The organism is Stenotrophomonas sp. LMG 10879, from assembly GCF_002750935.1.
Classification (GTDB): domain Bacteria; phylum Pseudomonadota; class Gammaproteobacteria; order Xanthomonadales; family Xanthomonadaceae; genus Stenotrophomonas; species Stenotrophomonas lactitubi_B.
The window spans coordinates 215,107-235,749 of sequence record NZ_PEJT01000007.1 but is presented as its reverse complement, the minus strand read 5'-3'; the positions used below and the strand labels follow the sequence as shown (position 1 = coordinate 235,749).

The following is a 20,643-nucleotide window of genomic DNA, read 5'->3' as shown; positions in this document are numbered from 1 at the left end:
CCGGGTAGGGCAGTAGAGATGCAGCAATCGACTTCCAGCGGCACGCGCAGCAAGCGTTTCGCCTCTGCGGCGGATGCCCTGCAGGGCGTGGTCGCTGATGGCCAGGTTCTGGCCGTGGGTGGCTTCGGCCTGTGCGGTATTCCCGAGGCACTGATCGCCGCGCTGCGCGACAGTGGCGCCAAGGGCCTGACCGTGATCTCCAACAACGCGGGCGTGGATGGCTTCGGCCTGGGCCAGCTGCTGGAAACCCGGCAGATCAAGAAGATGATTTCGTCCTACGTGGGCGAGAACAAGGAGTTCGAACGGCAGTTCCTGGCCGGCGAACTGGAGCTGGAATTCAATCCGCAGGGCACCCTGGCCGAGCGCCTGCGTGCCGGCGGTGCGGGTATTCCGGCGTTCTTCACCGCCACCGGTTACGGCACGGTGGTGGCCGAAGGCAAGGAAACCCGAGAGTTCGACGGCAAGCACTACGTGATGGAAACCGCGCTGCGCGCCGACGTCGCCCTGGTCAAGGCGTGGAAGGCCGACGAGGCCGGCAACCTGGTGTTCCGTAAGACCGCGCGCAACTTCAACCCGGCCTGCGCGATGGCCGGCAAGGTCTGCATCGTGGAAGTGGAGGAGGTGGTGCCGGTCGGCAGCATCGACCCGGACCAGGTGCACCTGCCGGGCATCTACGTGCACCGCATCGTGCACAACCCCACCCCTGAAAAACGTATCGAACAGCGCACCATCCGTGCGGAGGGCAACTGACATGGCATGGACCCGCGACGAGATGGCGGCGCGCGCTGCGCGTGAACTGACCGATGGCGCCTACGTGAACCTGGGCATCGGCCTGCCGACCCTGGTGGCCAACCACATCCCCGAGGGCGTGGACGTATGGCTGCAGTCGGAAAACGGCCTGCTGGGCATCGGCCCGTTCCCGACCGAGGCCGAGGTGGACGCCGACCTGATCAATGCTGGCAAGCAGACGGTGACCGCGCGCGCCGGTGCCAGCTACTTCGGCAGCCATGACAGCTTCGCGATGATCCGCGGTGGCCACGTGAACCTCGCAATCCTGGGTGCGATGCAGGTGACCGACAAGGGTGACCTGGCCAATTGGATGGTGCCCGGCAAGATGGTCAAGGGCATGGGCGGTGCGATGGACCTGGTGGCCGGCGTGCAGCGCGTGGTGGTGCTGATGGAGCACACCGCCAAGAACGGCGAGCACAAGATCCTGGCCGAATGCACGCTGCCGCTGACCGGTGTGGGCGTGGTCGACCGCATCATCACCGACCTGGCGGTATTCGATGTGACCGATGACGGTCTGGTGCTGGTGGAAGCCGCGTCGGGCGTTGGCGATGATGAGTTGAAGGAAAAGACGGGCGTGGCGTTCAAGCGCACCTGATTGATCCGTGACAGGAGGTGTGCGGTGCCTCCTGTCGGTCAGCTGCGTCGGGCGTAGGCGTATCCGCTGCCGTGGGCGTCGGGCTCACCCACGCACGCGGCCGCCGTCGCTACACGTAGTCCGGCGTGTTCACAGCATGTACCGAGCACGCGTTCGATGGCATGGGCGAGTGTCCCGTCTATCTGGCCGTGCTCAGTCTCGAAGTTGCTTCGATACAGGTGTGCGTCCAGTAGCGGGCGCAGGGCCTGCAACCGCCACCAACCCATGCTGCCGGCACCGAACTGGCCGCCGTCTGCTGCAGCGTGCAGGCCGATCCGCGCCTGGAGCCGTTGCAGCGCGGGACCATTGCCGCCAACGTATGCGGCCACCGGCAGCAGGTGACCCTCGGCGACCACCATGCCCAGGCTGGGATCGGCCTGGAACGCGGCGTGGATGCGTGCGGCCCGCCCGCCCTGTACCAGGCGCTGCAGCAGTTCCTGCCGCCACTGATCGCCATCGGAACGATGGCTGGAACGTTTCGTATGCAGCTTCAGGATCACTTCGTGCTGGTCCTGTAGCAGTTCAGCCACTTCAAGGAACGGCAGGATGTCGCGGCCGCGGTTGTCCACTGCCATGACCTCACCCTGCAGGCCATGTGCGGCAAGCGCCTGATGCACTGCGTCCACGTGCTGCGCCGGAGTGGTCACCACGATCCGCCAGGGCAGTGCTGCGTCGTGCAATGCAGACAGGACTTCCGGGAGCGTCTCCAGGTACCAGGCATGGAGATGCACCGCCGGCTGCTGGATCGGTGCAGGAGCCGGTGACAGCGCATCACTGGTGGCCTGCAGCCATGCATGACCCAGCCTTGCATCCGGTTCCAGCACGGCGCCCTCGGCCCATTCGTTCCAGGCGTTGATGAAGACCAGGCGTTGTTCTGCCGGTACTGCCGACAGCCGCTGATGCACTGTGGTGCGCAGCCAGTCGCGATAGCCGCGCGGCGAGGCATGCAGGTACACCCGGCCGCGCCCCGAACGGCGAGCCTCGTTGTCCCAGCCCGGATTCACGCCGGGGTAGAGCGGATAGTCCGGCAGCGGACGTGTGCTGAGCTCGGCGGCGAGTTCACGCCAGTCGCGCACGTCGCCATTGAAATCGGGATTGAGCAGCCACTGCCGCGCCGACAGCGAGGAAGGGTTGCTCATGTTTGGAGGGAATTCGACCGCAGCGTCGAATCCGATGTCACGTGGGTCGGGGCGCTCGAAGCCTTGAACGTAGGCCAGATGGATCTCGCCCACGCCATTGTCGCGGCACCAGCGACGCCAGCGTTCGGCAGTCGCCCGGGCATCGGGCAGCAGATGTGGCCGGTAGACCAGCAGCATCGGCAGGCCATCGACCTTCAACGCGCGGCGGTCACGCAGATAGGGCGCGATGTGGGCGATGAAGGCCAGATCGTCTTCGGCGCTGTGCTGCTGGCTGATCAGGATGTCGTCGTCGCGCCCGTCCCAGCGCCGTGCCCAGTTCTCGTTGGCCCAGCACAGGCAGAACGGCAGGTTGATGCTGTCGTCGTCCAGCCACTGGCGCAGCGGGTCCTCCATCAACGTACGGCCGCTGAACCAGTAGTAGTAGAAACAGAACGCGCCGATGCCATACTCCGCAGCCAAACGCGCCTGGTCACGCATCACCTGCGGATTGCGCAGGTCGTAGAAGCCCAGGTCGGCAGGCAGTCGCGGTTGCACATGGCCTTCGAACTGCGGCAGGGCGCGGCTGACGTTGCGCCATTCGGTGAAGCCCTTGCCCCACCAGGCGTCGTTCTCCGGGAAGGTGTGGAATTGCGGCAGGTAGAACGCCACCAGCGTTGCTGGCAGTGGCGAGGGCAATACGCTTTCGCGCCAAGGGACGTGGCCGATCGCGGGCTCGTCGGCGCGCCAGCGCAGTTGCGCGCTGGCCCGGGGGCCACCGGTGTCCTGCTGTCCCTTCGGCGGTGGGGGCACCCAGTCGCCATGCCGGGCCAACAGGCGGGTACGCAGGCGATCGCGCTGTGCCTGCGACATCGGCAACGCACGGAACACCGCGCGCAGCAGTGGAAACAGGGCTTGGCGCAGGCGGCTGCCGCTCATGGCTGGGCGCCCCAGCAGTGGGTGTGGACGGCAGGCGGCGGTAGCATGGCAACGGTCATGCCGCCATTTTCGGTGCTGGCGGCCACGACGGCAAACGTGGCCGTGCTAGCGTGTGGCGATGCTGTTTCCCCACGACCTGCCCGACGCGGATGTGCGCCACCTGCCGGGTTGGCTGTCCGCCGCTGCGGCCGATGCCCTGCTGCCAGCCCTGCAGGCGCAACTGCCTTGGGAAATCCACCGCATCCGCATGTTCGGCAATTGGGTGGATTCGCCTCGCTTGAGCTGCTGGATCGGTGATCCGCAGGCACGCTACCGCTATTCAGGCGCCGAGTTCGTGCCCCATCCGTGGCCACTACAGCTGTCCGCGCTGCGCGACCGGCTGCAGGCCGAGGGCGTCGGCATATTCAACAGCGTTCTGCTCAACCGCTATCGCGGCGGCACCGACTACATGGGCTGGCACAGCGACGACGAGCCCGAGCTGGGGCCTGCGCCGCTGATCGCCTCCTTGAGTCTGGGAGCAGCACGACGGTTCCTGCTGCGCCGACGGGACGATCCGGCACGCAAGGCCGAGTACCTGCTCGGTCACGGCGACCTGCTGCTGATGGGCGGGCAGACCCAACGCTACTACCAGCACGCGCTGCCGAAGATGGCGCGGGTGCAGGGGGAGCGCATCAACCTGACGTTCCGCTGGATCACGCCGCGCTGAGGGCTGCCGCCGGGCATGGCCCGGCGCTACCGGAACCGCGCGGGGTAGCGCCGGGCCATGCCCGGCGAGTGCAGCGGTGGTCAATCAGCGCTTCAGCGCCTGCTTGTCGTTCTGCCCGCTGGTCAGCGTCCAGCCCACCACGTCCTGCGCCACCTGCTGCAGGCCACGCTCGAAGGCGGCGGCGACGGCCGACACCTCGGTGCTGCCTACCGGCTGCAGCTGACGGAAGGTGCGGTCGGCGACCACGCGCTGGTTGGTCACATCGATCAGCTTGGCGTTGATCTCGATGACGACCGTCGGCGTTGCCTGCCCCTGGTAGTCCGATTCGAAGCGACGGACATCGGTGGACAGCTTGTAGTCGGCGCGGATGCCGGCGGCGACGCGGGCCACGCCGTGGATGCGGCCGGAGTCCTCGAAGCCGCGCAGCAGGGTGTCCTCGATCATGTCGGTGGCCGGCTGCGCCCAGCTGGCACCCTTGTAGATCTCCAGCTCCGATGGCGTCGGCCGCACGTTGATGCGCGGGCTGTCGACCATGCGCGCGGCGCTGGGCTTGGCCAGCACCAGTTGCCAGTCGGCCTGCGGCCAGCTGGGGTCGACCTTGACCTGCACGGCCGGCGAATACAGAGTGACGGGGTTCTTGTCGCCGCTGCCGAGGATCGAGCAGCCACCCAGCAGGGTGGCCAGCGACGCTGCCAGCAACAGGCGCGGAAGGGTGGTCGGGCTCATTTGGGTTCGAACTCCTTCGGGGCGTCGCGGCCGAGCAGGTAGCGCGCGGGGTTGTTCTCGAGACGGTCGCTGACCCGGCGCAGGTCGCGGATCAGGCCACGCAGTTCACCCAGGGTCGGGCCGAGCTGGCCCAGGCCGTCATTGGCGAAGCTGTTGATGGCTGCGCGGTTCTCGCCAAGGATCGAATCGGCATTGCCGGCGGCCGAGTCAAGCTTGGCCAGGGTGGCGTCGAGCTTGTCGATGATGCCCGGCAGCTGCTGCACCAGGTTCTTGTCCAGGCGCTCGATGGTGCCGTTGGTGGTCTTCAGGGTGGCGTCCAGGCTGCGCGCGGCATCGCGCGCGCTGAGCAGCAGCGACTGCGTGCCCTGGTCGCGGTCGGCCAGGCCGCCACTGATCGTTTCCAGATTGGCCAACGTGGCGTTGATCGAGGCGACGTTGCGGTCGCTGAGGATCTGGTCCATGCGCTCGACGATGCGGTTGGCCACGTCGGTGATGTTCTGCAGCGCTGACGGCGTGGTCGGGATGATCGGCGCCGGATCCTTGTTGACCGTGGTCAGCGCCGGCGACTGCGGCGTGCCGCCGCTGAGCTGGATGATCGACGGGCCGGTCAGGCTGGTGATCGCCAGCTTGGCGCGGGTATCGGTCTTGACCGGCGTGGTCGAGTTCAGGCGGATGCGCGCGACCACCTGGCGCGGATCGTCCGGCACCAGGTTCAGTTCGGTGATCGAGCCCACCGCGATGCCGTTGTACTGCACCGGGCTGCCGACCGACAGGCCGGTCACCGCTTCGCGGAACACCACTCGGTATTCCTGCCAGGTGCGGTCGGAGGAGTACTTGGCGGCCCACAGGCCGAAGGCCAGCAGGGCCAGGCCGGTGATCAGGGTGAACGCGCCGATCAGCACGTAGTTGGCTTTTGTTTCCATGGCTCAGGCACTCTCGATCTGTTCGCCACGCGCGGCGCGCGCGCGGGGTCCGTGGAAGTATTCCTGGATCCACGGATGATCCAGTTTCTCGATTTCCGGTAGCGGCGCATTGGCCACCACCTTGCGGTCGGCGATGACTGCCACCCGGTCGCAGATGGCATAAAGCGTGTCCAGGTCGTGGGTGATCAGGAACACGGTCAGCCCCAGCGCTTCCTGCAGGGTCTTGATCAGGCGGTCGAACGCGGCCGCACCGATCGGGTCCAGGCCAGCGGTGGGTTCGTCCAGGAACAGCAGCGGCGGATCCAGCGCCAGTGCACGTGCCAGGCCGGCGCGCTTGCGCATGCCACCGGACAGCTGCGAGGGCAGCTTGTTGATCGCATCGGCGGGCAGTCCGGCCAGTTTCACCTTCAGCAGGGCCAGTTCGTAATGCCAGCGCTCGGGCAGTTCGCGGTGATGTTCCTTCAGCGGCACCTGCACGTTCTCGCCGACGGTCAGCGACGAGAACAGGGCGCCGTCCTGGAACAGCACGCCGGTGTTGCGTTCGATGTGCAGGCGGCTCTCGGCGTCGTCGGCACGCGCGTCGCGGCCGAGCACTTCGATCTGCCCTTCATCGGGCACACGCAGGCCCAGGATCGAGCGCATCAGCACCGATTTGCCGGTGCCCGAACCGCCCACCACGCCAAGGATCTCGCCACGGCGCACGTCCAGGTCCAGCCCTTCGTGCACGGTCTGGCTGCCAAAGCGGTTGACCAGCCCGCGCACGCGGATGGCCAGGTCGTGGCCGTCGTCGTCCTGCATGGGCACTTCTTCGGGGATCGGATGCGTGCTCATGTCACCAGTCCATGTGCATGAACCACAACGCCGCGAAGGCGTCGATGATGATCACCAGCGAGATCGTCTGCACCACGCTGGAGGTGGTGCGCTCGCCGACCGATTGCGCGGTGCCTTCCACCTTCAGGCCTTCCAGGCAGCCGATCAGGCCGATCACCAGCGCGAATACCGGTGCCTTGGACAGGCCGACCAGCATGTGCCGCACTTCCATCGTGTCGTGCATGCGCGCGATGTACATCTGCGGCGGGATGTCGAGGTCGAACGCGCCGACGGTGATACCACCGGCCAGGCCGGCAATCATCGCGATGAAGGTCAGCAACGGCAGCGTCACCAGCAGCGCGACCAGGCGCGGCAGCACCAGCAGGTCGATGGGGTCGAGCCCCAGGGTGCGCATCGCATCGATTTCCTCGCGTGCCTTCATTGCACCGATCTGCGCGGTGAACGCACTGGCAGTGCGGCCGGCCAGCACGATCGCGGTCAGCAGCACGGCGAATTCGCGCAGGAAGGCGATGTTCACCAGTTCGACCACGAAGATCTCCGCGCCGAAATCGCGCAGGATGGTCGAGCCGAGGAAGGCGATCACTGCGCCGACCAGGTAGGACAGCAGCGCGACCAGTGGCACGGCGTCCAGCCCGACCTGCTCCATCTGGTGCACGGTCGCGGTCAAGCGGAAACGTCGGGGTTCCTTGACCAGGCGTGCGGCCTTGACCAGGTTCTCACCGAGGAAGCTGCACAGCGCCTTGATGTTGTGGCCCGTGGCATGGACGCTGACGCCCAGCCGCTCCAGCGCCGCCAGCACGCCGAAGTCGCGTTTCGGCTTCGGGCGGTCGTCCGCCACTTCTTCGATGGTGCACACCAGCGCCTGGTGGTCCGGGCGGAACCGCAGGGCGTCTTCGCTCAGGTCAGCGCGATGGGCGACGCGCAGCACCTGCAGTACGCCGGCCGAGTCGAGCAGCTCGATGCCGGTGGCGTCGATGCCGGTCAGCGTGTCCGGAACGCCACGCAGCACTTCGGCCGCGGCCAGCGCGGTCTTCAGGGTCCAGTGGCCGGACAGCCGGATCAGTCCCGGATCCTGAGCGTCCTGTTCGAGCTGGGGGGCGTGGGTCGGGGTCATGGGGGCCATTCGGGTCGCAGCATAACCGTTCTGAATTGCACGTCGCGTCGAACCAGGATGAATTTCTCCAGCAGAGCCTGACGTAGGTAATACTACGGCGCATGTCCGCAGACGCTCACACGATCCCCACGCCCCAGGCCACCTACGCGCAGCGCGTGGCCTTCGTTTCCGAGATCGCCGGCCGCCTGCACAGCTACGGCACAACGGCCCAGCGCCTGGAAGCGGCGGTGGTTGCATTGGCCCGGCAGCTCGATCTGGATTGTGAACCGTGGTCGAACCCCACCGGCATCATCCTCAGTTTCAGCGATCCGGCGCAGGCCATCGGCTCCAGCGACATCACCCGTGTGATCCGGCTGGCGCCCGGCGAGAACGATCTGCACAAGCTCAGCGTGGCTGACGGGATCGCCGAGGAAGTGGCCAACGGCCGCATGAGCATTGCCCAGGGCCACACGGCGCTGCGCCAGCTGGACAAGGATCCGGGCCGGCGCGGCAAGCTGCGCACCATCCTGTCCTTCACCCTCGGTGCGGCCGGCGTGGCAGGCATGTGGAAGCTGCCGTGGCTGGACATCGCCACCGCCGGTGTCATCGGGCTGCTGATCGGCCTGCTCGGCATGGTCACCGACAAGCGCCCGGCCAGCCGTGAAGCGGCCGAAGCACTGGCGGCGCTGCTGGCCGGCCTGGTCGCCACCGTGGTTGCCACCTTCGTGGGCGCGCTGAATCTCAACACGGTGATCATCGCTTCGCTGGTGGTGCTGCTGCCGGGCATGTCACTGACCAATGCGGTCAATGAACTGGCCAGCCAGCACTGGGTGTCCGGCACCGCGCGCTTTGCCGGCGCGTTGACCACGATCATGAAGCTCAGTGTCGGCGCGATGATCGCGGTGACCCTGGCCGATGTGCTGGGGCTGGACCCGATGATCCGTGCCTCGCGGCCACAGGGGCCGTGGGTCGAGTGGGGCTCGCTGCTGACGGCGGCGTTCGCCTTCGCCATGTTGTTCAAGGCCAACCGCCGTGACTATCCGTGGGTGATCGCCGCCTCGGTGGCCGGTTACGCGATCTCCAAGTTTGGTGGTCATGCCTGGGGTACGCCGGCCGGCATCTTCCTGTCGGCGATGCTGCTGACCGCCGGTGGCAACCTGTTCGGGCGCGTGGTCGGCCGTCCCGGCGCGATCATCCGCTTGCCGGGCATCATCATGATGGTGCCCGGCAGCACCAGCCTGCGGGGCGTGCTGACCCTGGTTCAGCAACAGGACGTGGGCGCCGGCCAGAGCGTGTTCCTGACCGTGTTGAACGTGGTGATGGCGCTGGTCGCCGGCCTGCTGTTCGGCAACCTGCTGATGCCGGCGCGCAAGACGCTGTAGGTGTGGACCGTTGGTCCGCACACCCTTGAATGGTGTGGGTGTGGACCGTTGGTCCACACCCCGGACAAAGAAAAAACGCCGGCTTTCGCCGGCGTTTTTCATTCCTGCTGCAGTCGGCCTCAGGCCTTCTTGATCAGGAAATCTTCCGGCTTCTTGCTGCCCTTGGCGGTCAGCTCGGCCATCCAGCGCGGCTGCTTGCCACGACCGGTCCAGGTTTCCTTCGGGTTGGCCGGGTTGCGGTACTTCGGCGCAACCTTGCCCAGCTTGCGGCCGGCGGTCTTGGACGGGGCCTTGGTGGCCTTGGCGACCTTGCGCGCACGCGGTGCGGGTTCACCACCGAACAGTTCCTCGATGGTGTAACCCTCGGTCTTGGCCAGCTTGCTCAGCTGGGCACGCACCTTGGTGATCGGGCGACGCTTGGCGACGATGGTCTGCTGCTTCTTGGCTGTGCGGATCAATGCGCCCAGCTCACGTGCCGACAGGCCGGTCAGGTCGATGCTCATCAACGATTACTCCAGAAACTAATTTAGGGACAGGGACGAGCCGGTCCGTGGCGTCGCGGGACAGAGTAATGAGGAATTAATCCCAGCACAAACAGTTGCGGTCACCGTCTGTCGGCTGGCTGGCCCGGTTGCGACCATTTTGACCGGATTATGTCCGCTGCGATTTTCCGGGAACGGCCATCCGGCAAAAAAAAGACCGGGGTATACCCCGGTCTTTTCCGATCAGCCCTGCAGGCGCTGCAGCAGGGTGGCCTTGTCCAGGCTCTCCGCTTCGGCGGCGCGACGCGAGCGGTACTCGAAGGTGCCTGCGGCCAGGCCGCGTTCGCTGACCACCACGCGGTGCGGGATGCCGATCAGTTCCATGTCGGCAAACATCGCGCCCGGGCGCAGGCCGCGGTCGTCCAGTGCAGCATCCAGGCCGGCGTCGCGCAGCTCCTGCAGCAGGCCTGCCGCTGCATCGGCCACGCCCGCGTCGCCCTTCGGATTGATCACGCAGACCACCACCTGCCACGGCGCCATCGCGTCGGGCCAGATGATGCCGGCGTCATCGTGGTTCTGTTCGATGGCTGCGGCGACCACGCGCGAAATGCCGATGCCGTAGCAGCCCATCGTCATCACCGCGGCCTTGCCGTTCTCGTCCAGCACGGTGGCATCGAGCGCTTTCGCATAGGTGCGGCCCAGCTGGAACACGTGGCCGACTTCAATGCCGCGGGCGATTTTCAGCTCGCCGCCATCCAGCGCACGATCACCGGCGCGTACATTGCGGATGTCCGCCACTTCCGGTTCGGCCAGGTCGCGGCCCCAGTTGACGCCGGCCAGGTGGAAACCGGCCTCGTTGGCACCGACGACGAAGTCGGACATCGCCGCCACTTCGCGATCGGCAACCACACGGATCGGCTTGGCCGGTGCGACCGGACCGAGGAAGCCCGGCACGCTGCCGAGGTAGTCGGCGATCTCTGCTTCGCTGGCAAAGCGCTGCTCGTCCAGGCCGGCAACCTTGCCCAGCTTGATTTCGTTGACCTCGTGGTCGCCACGCACCAGCACCAGCACGAACTGCTGTGCCTTGCCTTCACCGGCGATCAGCGCCACCGACTTCACGGTGCGCTGCAGGTCGATGCCGAGCAGGGCAGCAACGTCTTCGCAGGTCTTCTGGGTCGGGGTGTCGACCTTGCGCAGCGCTTCGCTGGCCGCAGCGCGCGCGGCCGGATCGGCGGCAATGGCCGCTTCCATGTTGGCGGCGTAGTCCGAGCCGGTGGAGAACACCAGTGCGTCTTCACCGGAATCGGCGATCACGTGGAATTCCTGCGAGGCGTCACCGCCGATCGCGCCGGAATCGGCCTGCACCATGCGGAAGTCCAGGCCCAGGCGGGTGAAGATGCGGCTGTAGGCCACCTTCATGTTCTCGTACTCACGCACGAGGTCTTCGTCGTGCAGGTGGAACGAATAGGCGTCCTTCATCAGGAACTCGCGCGCACGCATCACACCGAAGCGCGGGCGGATCTCGTCGCGGAACTTGGTCTGGATCTGGTAAAAGTTCACCGGCAGCTGCTTGTAGCTGGACAGTTCGCTGCGCGCGAAATCGCAGGCCGCTTCTTCGGCGGTGGGGCTGTAGCAGAAGGTCTGTTCCTTGCGGTCCTTGATCTTCAGCAGCTGCGGGCCGAACTTCTGCCAGCGGCCGGTCTGCTCCCACAGTTCCTTCGGCTGGATGGTCGGAATCTGGAATTCGACGGCACCGGCACGGTCCATTTCCTCGCGGACGATGCGTTCGACCTTGCGCAGCACGCGCAGGCCCAGCGGCGACCAGGTGTACAGGCCGGATGCGAGCTTGCGGATCATGCCCGCGCGCAGCATCAGCCGGTGGCTGGTCAGCTCGGCGTCGCTGGGGGTTTCCTTGGTGGTGTGCAGGTGGAACTGGGAGAGGCGCATCGTCGGCTTCGGATTACGGCAGAGACACCTATTCTGCCAGCCCGGCCGGGGGAGGGGTATCGGCCGGGCGGCGCCCGGCACCCGCAGCGGCCAGAGCAACGGCCAAAGCAAAAGCGGGTATTCCGTGGGATGGCGGGGTGGGTCCGGTTGCGGGGGCCGCTGCAAGTACGTCCATGTAAGCTCGGTCGCCGCATCCATGCGGCTCACGCCCCCGCAACCGGACCCACCCCGCCTTCGACAGATCTCCGCAATCTGTCTGGACGGCATGGCCTGCTCTATGGCATGGCCTGCTCTTGGTGGGTGTCGACCTTGGTCGACACCGTAGATCCACGCCATGCGTGGATGCTCTTCGATCATTCGATCAATTGTCGAAATATTCGATTTCGATGGAGATTCATCCACGCATGGCGTGGATCTACTGGCCACCGGGAAACTGTCGAAGGCGGGGCGGTGTGGGTGTGCAGGACCGTTGGCGCCATGGATGGCGCCATCGAGCCCCCATGGATGGGTTTACGGCGTGTCCTGCACACCCACACCGCCCCGCCATCCCCCAGGAAGCCGCCGTTGCAGTTGCTTCGGCCGTTGCCTCCGCGGGTGCCGGGCGCCGCCCGGCCGATACCCTCCCTTCAACCCGCCGGAGGGCAGTACGCCTTGATTGCCGCCTCGGCCAGGCCCTTCTGCGCACTGCGCTGTTCCGGGGTAAGCGCGGTATCGGCCTTGCCGTCGCCGTCGGTGTCGTGCATCACCTGGCCACTGCCTTCCAGCAGCGCCACGTTGGCGCGGGCGGTGCTGCATTGCTCCGGCACCGGCGCGGCGGCAGGCTCCGGGGCTGCGTCCGCCACCGGCGTCCTGGCCTGGGCACGGGTCTCGTACTTGGCCCCGGTCGGCGGCGTTTCCGAATACTGGGTCACGCCCTTGGCGTCCTTCCACTTGTAGACAGGGCCGGCCAGCGCCGTGGTACTGGCCAACAGCAGCAGGCAACCCAGGCAGGACAGGGCACGCATGGCAAACTCCGCAGAATGGGCGTAGAACGCCGATTGCAGCATTGGCGCCGACCGCTGGCAAGTCGATTAAACTGGATTCCATGGACCCCATCACACCGCCGCCGCGCTCGCGCACGATTTACCTGCTGCCCAACCTGTTCACCACGGCTGGGCTGTTCTCTGGCTTCTACGCCATCATCGCTGCGGCCAACGGGGATTTCGTCAACGCCAGCATCGCCGTGTTCGTGGCGGCGGTGATGGATGGCCTCGATGGCCGTGTCGCGCGCCTGACCGGCACCAGCAGCGAGTTCGGCGTGCAGTACGACTCGCTGGCCGATCTGGTCAGCTTCGGAATGGCGCCGGCCCTGGTGATGTATCACTGGTCCCTGTCGGAACTGAAATACGACGGTGAGCTGGTCGGTCGCCTGGGCTGGGCGGTGGCGTTCCTGTACGCCGCCTGCGCGGCGCTGCGCCTGGCGCGCTTCAACACCCAGGTGGCCGTGGTCGACAAGCGCTGGTTCGTCGGCCTGGCCAGCCCGGCTGCCGCCGGCCTGATGATGTCCTTCGTCTGGGCCTTCGCCGATGGCACCCTGGGCTGGAACGGCAACGAGCTGCGCTTCGTGGCGCTGGCGGTGACCCTGGTCGCCGCATTGCTGATGGTCAGCCGCATCCGCTTCTGGAGCTTCAAGGGCGGCGCGGCCAAGGAGGGCGCCCGTTCGGACCGCGTCCCGTTCCTGGTGCTGGCACTGGTGCCGATCGCCATCGCCATCGCGGTGATCGACCTGCCCCGCGTGTTGTTCGTCGTCGGCATCCTGTACGCGCTGTCAGGCCCGGTGATGTGGGGCGTGCAGCGCCTGCGCAAGAAGCCCGAGGCGGCGTGAGCCAGGACCTGCCCGTGTTGTGGTCCCCGGCCCAGCAGGCCTGGCTGCAGGCCATGGGCTATACCGTCTATCACGATGGCAAGTTGGCTGCCGAGATGGATGCGGCGTTGCAGCTGAGCGTGGCCGAGGCGGCGGCATCGGCACCCGCGCCGGTCGCGCCGACGCGCACGGCGCCACCATCGATGCAGCACGCACCCGGCCAGCGCGACGCGGCGCCGGAACCTCGGCCCGAGCGCGCGCCACCACGCACTGCCGTGCCGGTGGCGGCGCCGGATACCGTACCGGCGGCGGCCCGTCCGCTGCCCACCGGCAACGCGCGCCAGCCGCTGGTACGCCTGCCTGATCGCCTGCAGATCGCGCTGTTGCGTGCCTCGGGCTGCAATCCCAACGACCCGGCCACACAGACGCTGATGGAGAGCTGGCCGCTGGAACAACTGCGTCGCGACCCCGCAGCCAAGCGCGCCTTGTGGCCGCAGCTGCGCGCACTGCGCAAGGGCGGAACCGAATGAGTGCGGTCAGCCAGCCCGGGCCGGTAGCGATGCGTGCACTGCGCGAGAGCGATCTCAACGCGGTGATGGCCATCGAAGTGCGTGGCTATCCCTATCCGTGGACCCGCGGCATTTTCCTGGATTGCCTGCGTGCCGGTTATCCCGGCCTGGCGATGGAGCGCGATGGCCTGTTGATCGGCTATGGCGTGCTCAGCCTCGCTGCCGATGAAGCGCATGTGCTGAACATCTGCATCGATCCGCTGGTGCAGTCGCGTGGGCTCGGCCGCCAGCTGCTGCGTGCGCTGGTCCGTCTGGCCGGTGATCGAGGCGCGCAGCGGGTGTTCCTGGAAGTGCGTCCGTCCAATACCCCGGCGCTGGCGCTGTATCACAGCGAAGGCTTCAACGAGATCGGCCGGCGCCCTCGCTACTACCCTGCCGCGCAGGGGCGCGAAGATGCGCTGGTGATGGCGATCGAACTGGTGGACGGCGAGCTGGAGACGATGCCGCCGCTGTAATCGGCGTCGCGTGGCCGCTGCGCTCGCCGGGCATGGCCCGGCGCTACCGATGCGTTGTTTACGCCAGTCGCAGGGCCAACACGCCGGCCACGATCAACGCCGCCGCCAGCCAACGCGCGCGCGGCACCCGCTCGCGCAGCAGGAACACCGAGATCAGCAGCGCGAACAGGATCGACGATTCGCGCAGCGCCGACACCATGGCCACGGGCACCTGGGTCATCGCCCACAGCGCCATCGCATACGAGGCGGTGGTGCCGATGCCGCCGGCAACACCCAGCGGCCAGTGCTGGCGCGCATACGCCAGCAACTTGCCGCGCTGCCGATGCAGCGCCCACAGCGGCAACGGAATGCCCGACAGCAGGAACAGCCACAACGTATAGCTCAGCGCATTGCCGGACAGCCGTGCGCCCTGCGCATCGACGAGTGTGTAGGTGGCGATCATCGCCGCCGTCAGCAACGGCAGCCGCAGCTGGCCGCTGCGTGCGCCGCGGGCCATGCACAGGATGCCGCCACTCACCAGGATGACGCCGAGCCAGGCCGACGGCGGCAGGCGTTCGCCGAGCACGGCGCCGGCCAGCGCAACCAGGATCGGCGCGCAGCCGCGCATCATCGGATACGCCAGGCTCATGTCGACCTGCTGGTAGCAGCGTGCGACCAACGCGTAGTACGTCACCTGCAGCAGCACCGACGCGCCCAGCCACGGCCAGCTTTCCGCGGCAGGGAAGTGCAGCCACGGCAAGACGAGCGCAGACAACAGCGCGGCGCTGCCGGTGACCAGTACGGTGCCGAGGAATTTGTCCGGTCCGCGTTTGACGATCGCGTTCCAGCTGGCATGTAGTGCCGCGGCAGCGAGGACCAGCAGGAAGATGGAAAGTGGCATCGGGTGATGATGCCATGCGGGGAAAAATGAAACGCCGGGCATTGCCCGGCGTCAGCCTTGAAAATGTGCCAACCAAGGTTGGCACCTACCAAAGCGGAACGGTGGGTGCGGACCCAGCTCCGCACCCACCGGCGAGGCGTTACAGCTTCGCGCGCTGCTCGCGCAGGCCAGCCAGCTGGTTGTTCCAGTCGACCAGGCGCACGCGCTCCTGCTCGATCACCGCCGGCGGAACCTTGTCGGAGAACTTGGCCAGCTTGGTCTCGCTCTTCTCCTGCTCGCCTTCCACGCGCTTGATCTCCTTGTCCAGGCGCGCGCGCTCGGCATCGAGATCAACCAGGCCTTCCAGCGGTACCAGCAGCTTCAGCTCACCGACGATCGCGGCGGCTGCCGGCGGCGCACTCTGCGCGTCTGCGAGCCACTGGATGCTGTCCAGCTTCAGCAGGAACGACAGCGAGGCACTGAAGCGCTCGATGCGCACGCGGTCCTGGTTCTGCCCGGCATGTTCCGGGCCGGCCAGCAGGCGCAGCGGCACCAGCTTGGACGGGGCGACGTTCAGTTCGCTGCGCACGCGGCGCACCGCACTGATCACCGCCTTCAACCATTCAACGTCGGCCTCGGCCTGCGCATGGTCGCCCTCGAACTCCGCGGCGGTCGGGTACGGACGCAGCGACAGCGTGGTTTCGGCCAGGCCCAGGCGCGGGGCCAGCTGCTGCCACAGCTGTTCGGTGATGAACGGGGTCAGCGGGTGCAGCAGGCGCAGCAGCGCTTCCAGCACATACAACAGTGTGTGGCGGGTGCTGTCGGCGTCGGCGGCATCGGCGCCATTCAACGCCGGCTTGCTCAGCTCCAGGAACCAATCGCAGAACGCGTTCCAGGCGAACTCGTACAGGCACTGCGCCAGCAGGTCGAAGCGATAGGCGGCGAAATGGCCCCGCGCTTCGGCGGTGGTAGCGGCCAGGCGCGCGAGGATCCAGCGCTCGGCATCGGTACGCGGCGTCGGCACGCCGGTGAACGCCGCACCTTCGGTGTTCATCAGGGTGAAGCGGCTGGCGTTCCACAGCTTGTTGCAGAAGTTCTTGTAGCCCTCGGCGCGGTTCATGTCGAACTTGATGTCGCGGCCATGGGTGGCCAGCGCGGCGATGGTGAAGCGCAGCGCATCGGCACCATGGGCGGCGATGCCGTCCGGGAACTCCTTGCGCGTGGCCTTCTCGATCTTCTCCACCATGCGCGGCTGCATCAGCCCGCCGGTGCGCTTGGCCACCAGATCATCGATGGTGATGCCGTCGATGATGTCCAGCGGGTCGAGCACATTGCCCTTGCTCTTGGACATCTTCTGGCCCTGGCCGTCGCGGATCAGGCCGGTGAAGTAGACGTCCTTGAATGGGATCTTCCCGGTCAGGTTGTCGGTGGCCATGATCATGCGCGCCACCCAGAAGAAGATGATGTCGAAGCCGGTGATCAGCACCGACGATGGCAGGTAGCGGTCGAAACCGCGCTCGGCCATCGCCTGCTCGTTCGGCCAGCCCAGGGTGGAGAACGGCCACAGCTGCGAGGAGAACCAGGTCTCCAGCACGTCGCTTTCCTGGCTCAGCACGACGTCGCTGCCGAGATTGTGCTTCGCCCGCACTTCCTCTTCGCTGCGGCCGACGTAGCAGTTGCCGGTGGCAGCATCGAACCACGCCGGAATGCGGTGGCCCCACCACAGCTGGCGGCTGATGCACCAATCCTGGATGTTGGTCATCCAGTGGCGGTAGGTGTTGATCCAGTTCGGCGGCACGAAGGCGATTGACCCGTCCTCGACCAGCTCCAGGCCACGACGCGCCAGTTCGTCCATTTTCACGAACCACTGGTCGGTCAGGTACGGCTCGATCACCTGGCCGGTACGGTCGCCGCGCGGCACCTGCAGCTTGTGCGCCTTGGTCTCGACCAGGATGCCCAGGTCTTCCAGTTCACCCAGCACGGCCTTGCGCGCGTCGTAACGGTCCAGCCCCTGGAAACGTTCCGGCGCGTTGTCGTTGATCGCCGCCACCGGGGTGAACAGATTGATCATCGGCAGGCTGTGGCGCACGCCCACCTGGTAATCGTTGAAGTCATGCGCCGGGGTGACCTTGACCACGCCGGTACCGAACGCACGGTCGACGTAGTCATCGGCGATCACCGGCACGCGGCGGCCGGTCAGCGGCAGCACCACGCTCTTGCCGATGAGGTGCAGGTAGCGCTCGTCTTCGGGGTGCACCATCACCGCGGTGTCACCCAGCAGGGTTTCCGGGCGGGTGGTGGCGACCACCAGGTAATCGCGGGTTTCGCGCAGGGTTTCGACGCCGTCGGCATCGCGCTCGACGTGCTCGTAGCTCAGGCCTTCATCCAGCTGGTAGGCGATCGACCACAGGAAACCGTCTTCCTCGGCGCTCTCCACTTCCAGGTCCGAGATCGCGGTCTTCAGCACCGGGTCCCAGTTGACCAGGCGCTGGCCGCGGTAGATCAGGCCCTGTTCGTGCCAGCGCACGAAGGCTTCGATCACCGCTTCGGACGGCTGCGGGTCCATGGTGAAGGTGCTGCGCGACCAGTCGGCCGAGGTGCCGAGGCGGCGCATCTGTCGTTCGATGATGTCGCCGGACTGCTGCTTCCACTCCCACACCTTGCCGATGAAGCCCTCGCGGCCCAGCGAATCGCGGGTCTCGCCGTTGCCTTCCAGCGCTAGGTTGCGGCTGACCACCATCTCGGTGGCGATGCCGGCGTGGTCGGTACCGACCTGCCACAGCGTGTCGTAGCCGCGCATGCGGTGGTAACGCACCAGCGCATCCATCAGGGTCTGCTGGAAGGCGTGGCCCATGTGCAGGGTGCCGGTCACGTTCGGCGGCGGCAGCAGGATGGTGTACGGCTCGCCCTTGCCGGACGGCTTGAAATGGCCGGCCTTCTCCCAGGCCTCGTAGAGGTCGGTCTCGAAGGACTTCGGGTCGTAGCTGGAGGCGAGTTGGGTCATGCGGGGGAACCAGTCATCAAGGCGGGAAGGGAGATCAGCGCGACCCGAGGGTGCGCCGGATCTTCTGGTCGGTGTGGTACTGGCTGACCGAATAGGCAGCCCAGATCGCGGCGGGCAGCCAGCCGATCAGGGTGATCTGCAGGATCAGGCAGACGATGCCGGCAAAGGGCCGGCCGATGGTGAAAAAGGACAGCCAGGGAAGAATCAGGGCGATCAGCAGGCGCATCAAGGGGTCCTCGCAGGGCTTACATGTCGTGCTTGTTCAGGTCGTAACCGGCGGTCTTGTACTGGCGCCAGCGCTCGCGCAGCGGTTCGCGCGCTTCCGGATCGGCCGGCACCACTTCCAGCACGCGCTCGCACTGGCCCAGCCAGGGTTCGTCGCGCAGGTTGATCACCAGCGGCCGCACGGGGGCCTCACCGCCGGGCGGGGCGATCAGTACCAAGGCTTCTTCCTCGTCCACATCCTCACCCACGATCTGGTGCGGAATGTAGGCATCGTCGTCGAACGACCAGAGAAGTTCGTCCAGTTCTTCGGCCTGGGCCTGGTCGCGGGCCAGCACCAGGGTGAACAACCCGGCGTCGTTGGCCTTGCGCGCCAGTTCGCAGACCAGGCGCAGCGGCTCGGTCAGGAAACGGGGCTTGGCGATCAGGTAGAAGTCGGCGCGGGGCATGGCGGCATCCAGGTGGGGCAGGTGCCGATCCATGCCGGCTGACGGCTGGACCGGCGAGGCCCCGGCCGGCGGTTGCCGGCCAGGGGCAGGTACAGCGTCAGGCGCGGGCGACCTGGTCCAGCAACCACTGGCTCAGCAGGCCGACCGGACGGCCGGTGGCCATGCCACGCTTGCCTTCGTCGCTGGCCACGCCGGCGATGTCCAGATGGGCCCAGCGCTGGCCTTCGGCGAAGCGCGACAGGAAGCAGCCGGCGGTGATGGCACCGGCCCAGCGGCCGCCGATGTTGTAGACGTCGGCGAAGCTGGAATCCAGCATCGGCTGGTACTCGTCCCACAGCGGCAGGCGCCAGGCGCGGTCGAAGACCTGCTCGCCGGCGGCCAGCAGCTCGTTGGCCAGGTCGTCATGCTTGCTCATCAGGCCGGCGGTCTGGTGGCCGAGGGCGACCATGCAGGCACCGGTCAGGGTGGCCACGTCGACCAGCGCCTGCGGCTCGAAGCGCTGCGCGTAGGTCAGGGCGTCGCACAGGATCAGGCGGCCCTCGGCGTCGGTGTTGCCCACTTCGATGGTCTTGCCCGACATCGAGGTGATGACGTCGGACGGGCGGTAGGCGTTGCCGTCGATGGCGTTTTCCACCGCCGGCACCACCACGACAAGATTCAACGGCAGCTTGGCCTTGACCGCGGCGACGAAGGTGCCGATGACGTTGGCGCCACCGCACATGTCGTACTTCATCTCTTCGATGCCGCCCTGGGTCTTCAGGTTGACGCCACCGGTATCGAAGGTGATGCCCTTGCCGACCAGCACGTAGGGCTTGGCGTCGCCGCCATTGCTCCACTTCAGCACCACCAGGCGCGGGCGGTTGGCCGAGCCACGGGCCACGGCCAGCAGCGAGCCCATGCCCAGCGCTTCCATCTGGGTCTCGTCGAGGATCTCGGCTTCGGCACCGTCATGCTCGCCGGCGAATTTCACGCCCACTTCAGCCAGGTAGGCCGGGGTGCAGTAGTTCGGCGGCAGGTTGCCCAGCTCGCGGGCGAACTCGACACCGGCGGCGATGGCCTGGCCCTGCGCCAGGGCCTGCGCATCCTCACCGGCGATGGCCAGCTGGGCCAGGCCGGCATCGTCGGCCTTCTTCTTGCCCAGGGTGGCGGTGTAACGGTAGGCCGCGTGGTCGGCGGCAATCACTGCCTGGCGGATCGCCCAGGCCGCGTCGCGGTCCTTCACCGCCACCTCGGACAGGGTGAACAGTGCGCTGCGGGCAGCGCCGGCCTTCAGCGCGCGCACGGCATCGCCGACCGCCTTCAGGTACTGCGGCACGCCGAAGCGGGCGGCATCGCCGAGGCCGACCACCAGCACGCGGGGGGCGGTCACGCCCGGCAGATCGTGCAGCAGGGTGGTGGCGCCGGTCTTGCCGGACAGGTCGCCGCGCTGGGCCAGGGCGGCCAGGCGGCCACCGCTGGCAGCATCCAGTGCCTGCGCGGACGCAGTCAGGGTATGGTCGGCATAGGCGCCGACGACGAGGCAGTCAACGGCGGCCGAAGCCGCAGCGAGGTGGTTCAGGGTGAATTCGAGAGCCATTGAGCAGATTCCATTGGCAAGTCCGTACAATCGCGGACCGTTTACGCCCAGACGCTAGACTGGGCGGCACCGCGAACGAACCTGAGAGTTTAAACCACC

The 20,643-nt window shown here is 67.0% G+C and carries 20 protein-coding genes; 7 read left to right on the top strand and 13 right to left on the bottom strand.

The window, feature by feature from the left end; all coding sequences use genetic code 11:
- The first annotated feature begins 18 nt into the window (after positions 1-18).
- Together CR919_RS13110 and CR919_RS13105 are read left to right on the top strand one after the other, a co-directional pair.
- Positions 19-750 carry a CoA transferase subunit A gene (locus CR919_RS13110; RefSeq protein WP_089238633.1) on the top strand — a complete coding sequence of 244 codons (732 nt, stop codon included), beginning with the start codon at positions 19-21 and terminating at the stop codon, positions 748-750.
- 1 nt (position 751) lies between these two features.
- Positions 752-1,384, top strand: a complete 633-nt coding sequence (locus tag CR919_RS13105; RefSeq protein ID WP_099820375.1) for a CoA transferase subunit B — start codon at positions 752-754, stop codon at positions 1,382-1,384.
- Between the two features lie 38 nt (positions 1,385-1,422).
- Here CR919_RS13105 and CR919_RS13100 read toward each other — a convergent pair whose 3' ends face one another.
- A complete protein-coding gene (locus CR919_RS13100; protein WP_243380159.1) occupies positions 1,423-3,492 on the bottom strand; it encodes a glycoside hydrolase family 99-like domain-containing protein in 2,070 nt (689 codons plus the stop codon).
- Between the two features lie 103 nt (positions 3,493-3,595).
- On the opposite strand from CR919_RS13100, the gene CR919_RS13095 reads away from it, so the two are divergent.
- Positions 3,596-4,183, top strand: coding sequence for an alpha-ketoglutarate-dependent dioxygenase AlkB (locus tag CR919_RS13095; protein WP_099820373.1), 588 nt, complete (start codon positions 3,596-3,598; stop codon positions 4,181-4,183).
- A gap of 84 nt (positions 4,184-4,267) precedes the next feature.
- On the opposite strand, the gene CR919_RS13090 is transcribed toward CR919_RS13095, so the two are convergent.
- Genes CR919_RS13090 through CR919_RS13075 form a run of 4 tightly spaced genes read right to left on the bottom strand, consistent with a single transcriptional unit; the run spans position 4,268 to position 7,786 of the window.
- Positions 4,268-4,909, bottom strand: a complete 642-nt coding sequence (locus CR919_RS13090) for an ABC-type transport auxiliary lipoprotein family protein (protein ID WP_099820372.1) — start codon at positions 4,907-4,909, stop codon at positions 4,268-4,270.
- The gene (locus tag CR919_RS13085) at positions 4,906-5,832 is read right to left on the bottom strand and encodes an MlaD family protein (RefSeq protein WP_025878489.1); all 927 of its coding nucleotides are present in this window, start codon (positions 5,830-5,832) and stop codon (positions 4,906-4,908) included. The genes CR919_RS13090 and CR919_RS13085 overlap by 4 nt, the downstream gene beginning before the upstream one ends.
- A gap of 3 nt (positions 5,833-5,835) precedes the next feature.
- On the bottom strand, positions 5,836-6,663 hold the full coding sequence (locus CR919_RS13080) for an ABC transporter ATP-binding protein (RefSeq protein ID WP_099820371.1): 828 nt from the start codon (positions 6,661-6,663) through the stop codon (positions 5,836-5,838).
- Position 6,664: 1 nt separating this feature from the next.
- Positions 6,665-7,786 (bottom strand): ABC transporter permease, encoded by a 1,122-nt coding sequence (locus CR919_RS13075; RefSeq protein ID WP_205405330.1) that lies wholly within the window; start codon positions 7,784-7,786, stop codon positions 6,665-6,667.
- A 92-nt stretch (positions 7,787-7,878) separates the two neighbouring features.
- On the opposite strand from CR919_RS13075, the gene CR919_RS13070 reads away from it, so the two are divergent.
- Positions 7,879-9,138 carry a threonine/serine exporter family protein gene (locus tag CR919_RS13070; protein WP_025878492.1) on the top strand — a complete coding sequence of 420 codons (1,260 nt, stop codon included), beginning with the start codon at positions 7,879-7,881 and terminating at the stop codon, positions 9,136-9,138.
- Positions 9,139-9,257: 119 nt separating this feature from the next.
- Here the strand turns inward: CR919_RS13070 and CR919_RS13065 are convergent, their stop codons facing one another.
- From CR919_RS13065 to CR919_RS13055, 3 genes are all read right to left on the bottom strand, one after another.
- A complete protein-coding gene (locus CR919_RS13065; protein WP_089238647.1) occupies positions 9,258-9,641 on the bottom strand; it encodes an H-NS histone family protein in 384 nt (127 codons plus the stop codon).
- A 222-nt stretch (positions 9,642-9,863) separates the two neighbouring features.
- Complete coding sequence (locus CR919_RS13060; RefSeq protein WP_099820369.1) at positions 9,864-11,567, bottom strand: proline--tRNA ligase; 1,704 nt, start codon at positions 11,565-11,567, stop codon at positions 9,864-9,866.
- A 626-nt stretch (positions 11,568-12,193) separates the two neighbouring features.
- On the bottom strand, positions 12,194-12,571 hold the full coding sequence (locus CR919_RS13055) for a DUF4124 domain-containing protein (protein WP_099820418.1): 378 nt from the start codon (positions 12,569-12,571) through the stop codon (positions 12,194-12,196).
- Between the two features lie 80 nt (positions 12,572-12,651).
- On the opposite strand from CR919_RS13055, the gene pssA reads away from it, so the two are divergent.
- Genes pssA through rimI form a run of 3 tightly spaced genes read left to right on the top strand, consistent with a single transcriptional unit; the run spans position 12,652 to position 14,434 of the window.
- Complete coding sequence (pssA, locus tag CR919_RS13050; RefSeq protein WP_099820368.1) at positions 12,652-13,431, top strand: CDP-diacylglycerol--serine O-phosphatidyltransferase; 780 nt, start codon at positions 12,652-12,654, stop codon at positions 13,429-13,431.
- Positions 13,432-13,484: 53 nt separating this feature from the next.
- On the top strand, positions 13,485-13,940 hold the full coding sequence (locus CR919_RS13045) for a hypothetical protein (protein ID WP_207761038.1): 456 nt from the start codon (positions 13,485-13,487) through the stop codon (positions 13,938-13,940).
- Complete coding sequence (gene rimI / locus CR919_RS13040) at positions 13,937-14,434, top strand: ribosomal protein S18-alanine N-acetyltransferase (protein WP_099820366.1); 498 nt, start codon at positions 13,937-13,939, stop codon at positions 14,432-14,434. The genes CR919_RS13045 and rimI overlap by 4 nt, the downstream gene beginning before the upstream one ends.
- A gap of 58 nt (positions 14,435-14,492) precedes the next feature.
- On the opposite strand, the gene CR919_RS13035 is transcribed toward rimI, so the two are convergent.
- The 5 genes from CR919_RS13035 to CR919_RS13015 all read right to left on the bottom strand — a co-directional run bounded on the left by CR919_RS13035 (position 14,493) and on the right by CR919_RS13015 (position 20,544).
- Positions 14,493-15,314, bottom strand: a complete 822-nt coding sequence (locus CR919_RS13035) for an EamA family transporter (RefSeq protein ID WP_099820365.1) — start codon at positions 15,312-15,314, stop codon at positions 14,493-14,495.
- A 139-nt stretch (positions 15,315-15,453) separates the two neighbouring features.
- Positions 15,454-18,297 (bottom strand): valine--tRNA ligase, encoded by a 2,844-nt coding sequence (locus CR919_RS13030; RefSeq protein WP_099820364.1) that lies wholly within the window; start codon positions 18,295-18,297, stop codon positions 15,454-15,456.
- A 34-nt stretch (positions 18,298-18,331) separates the two neighbouring features.
- Entirely contained in the window at positions 18,332-18,523 is a 192-nt protein-coding gene (locus CR919_RS13025) for a YqaE/Pmp3 family membrane protein (RefSeq protein ID WP_025879360.1), read from the bottom strand.
- A gap of 19 nt (positions 18,524-18,542) precedes the next feature.
- Complete coding sequence (locus CR919_RS13020) at positions 18,543-18,968, bottom strand: DNA polymerase III subunit chi (protein ID WP_025879359.1); 426 nt, start codon at positions 18,966-18,968, stop codon at positions 18,543-18,545.
- Positions 18,969-19,065: 97 nt separating this feature from the next.
- Positions 19,066-20,544, bottom strand: coding sequence for a leucyl aminopeptidase (locus CR919_RS13015; protein WP_099820363.1), 1,479 nt, complete (start codon positions 20,542-20,544; stop codon positions 19,066-19,068).
- Between the last annotated feature and the right edge of the window lie 99 nt (positions 20,545-20,643).

What these genes read in the sequence shown, in the direction of transcription:
- CR919_RS13110 (WP_089238633.1), top strand. Translation starts at nt 19, where the DNA reads ATGCAGCAATCGACTTCCAGCGGCACGCGCAGCAAGCGTTTCGCCTCT.
- CR919_RS13105 (WP_099820375.1), top strand. Translation starts at nt 752, where the DNA reads ATGGCATGGACCCGCGACGAGATGGCGGCGCGCGCTGCGCGTGAACTG.
- CR919_RS13095 (WP_099820373.1), top strand. Translation starts at nt 3,596, where the DNA reads ATGCTGTTTCCCCACGACCTGCCCGACGCGGATGTGCGCCACCTGCCG.
- CR919_RS13090 (WP_099820372.1), bottom strand. Translation starts at nt 4,909, where the DNA reads ATGAGCCCGACCACCCTTCCGCGCCTGTTGCTGGCAGCGTCGCTGGCC.
- CR919_RS13085 (WP_025878489.1), bottom strand. Translation starts at nt 5,832, where the DNA reads ATGGAAACAAAAGCCAACTACGTGCTGATCGGCGCGTTCACCCTGATC.
- CR919_RS13080 (WP_099820371.1), bottom strand. Translation starts at nt 6,663, where the DNA reads ATGAGCACGCATCCGATCCCCGAAGAAGTGCCCATGCAGGACGACGAC.
- CR919_RS13075 (WP_205405330.1), bottom strand. Translation starts at nt 7,786, where the DNA reads ATGGCCCCCATGACCCCGACCCACGCCCCCCAGCTCGAACAGGACGCT.
- CR919_RS13070 (WP_025878492.1), top strand. Translation starts at nt 7,879, where the DNA reads ATGTCCGCAGACGCTCACACGATCCCCACGCCCCAGGCCACCTACGCG.
- CR919_RS13065 (WP_089238647.1), bottom strand. Translation starts at nt 9,641, where the DNA reads ATGAGCATCGACCTGACCGGCCTGTCGGCACGTGAGCTGGGCGCATTG.
- CR919_RS13060 (WP_099820369.1), bottom strand. Translation starts at nt 11,567, where the DNA reads ATGCGCCTCTCCCAGTTCCACCTGCACACCACCAAGGAAACCCCCAGC.
- CR919_RS13055 (WP_099820418.1), bottom strand. Translation starts at nt 12,571, where the DNA reads ATGCGTGCCCTGTCCTGCCTGGGTTGCCTGCTGCTGTTGGCCAGTACC.
- pssA (WP_099820368.1), top strand. Translation starts at nt 12,652, where the DNA reads ATGGACCCCATCACACCGCCGCCGCGCTCGCGCACGATTTACCTGCTG.
- CR919_RS13045 (WP_207761038.1), top strand. Translation starts at nt 13,485, where the DNA reads ATGGGCTATACCGTCTATCACGATGGCAAGTTGGCTGCCGAGATGGAT.
- rimI (WP_099820366.1), top strand. Translation starts at nt 13,937, where the DNA reads ATGAGTGCGGTCAGCCAGCCCGGGCCGGTAGCGATGCGTGCACTGCGC.
- CR919_RS13035 (WP_099820365.1), bottom strand. Translation starts at nt 15,314, where the DNA reads ATGCCACTTTCCATCTTCCTGCTGGTCCTCGCTGCCGCGGCACTACAT.
- CR919_RS13030 (WP_099820364.1), bottom strand. Translation starts at nt 18,297, where the DNA reads ATGACCCAACTCGCCTCCAGCTACGACCCGAAGTCCTTCGAGACCGAC.
- CR919_RS13025 (WP_025879360.1), bottom strand. Translation starts at nt 18,523, where the DNA reads ATGCGCCTGCTGATCGCCCTGATTCTTCCCTGGCTGTCCTTTTTCACC.
- CR919_RS13020 (WP_025879359.1), bottom strand. Translation starts at nt 18,968, where the DNA reads ATGCCCCGCGCCGACTTCTACCTGATCGCCAAGCCCCGTTTCCTGACC.
- CR919_RS13015 (WP_099820363.1), bottom strand. Translation starts at nt 20,544, where the DNA reads ATGGCTCTCGAATTCACCCTGAACCACCTCGCTGCGGCTTCGGCCGCC.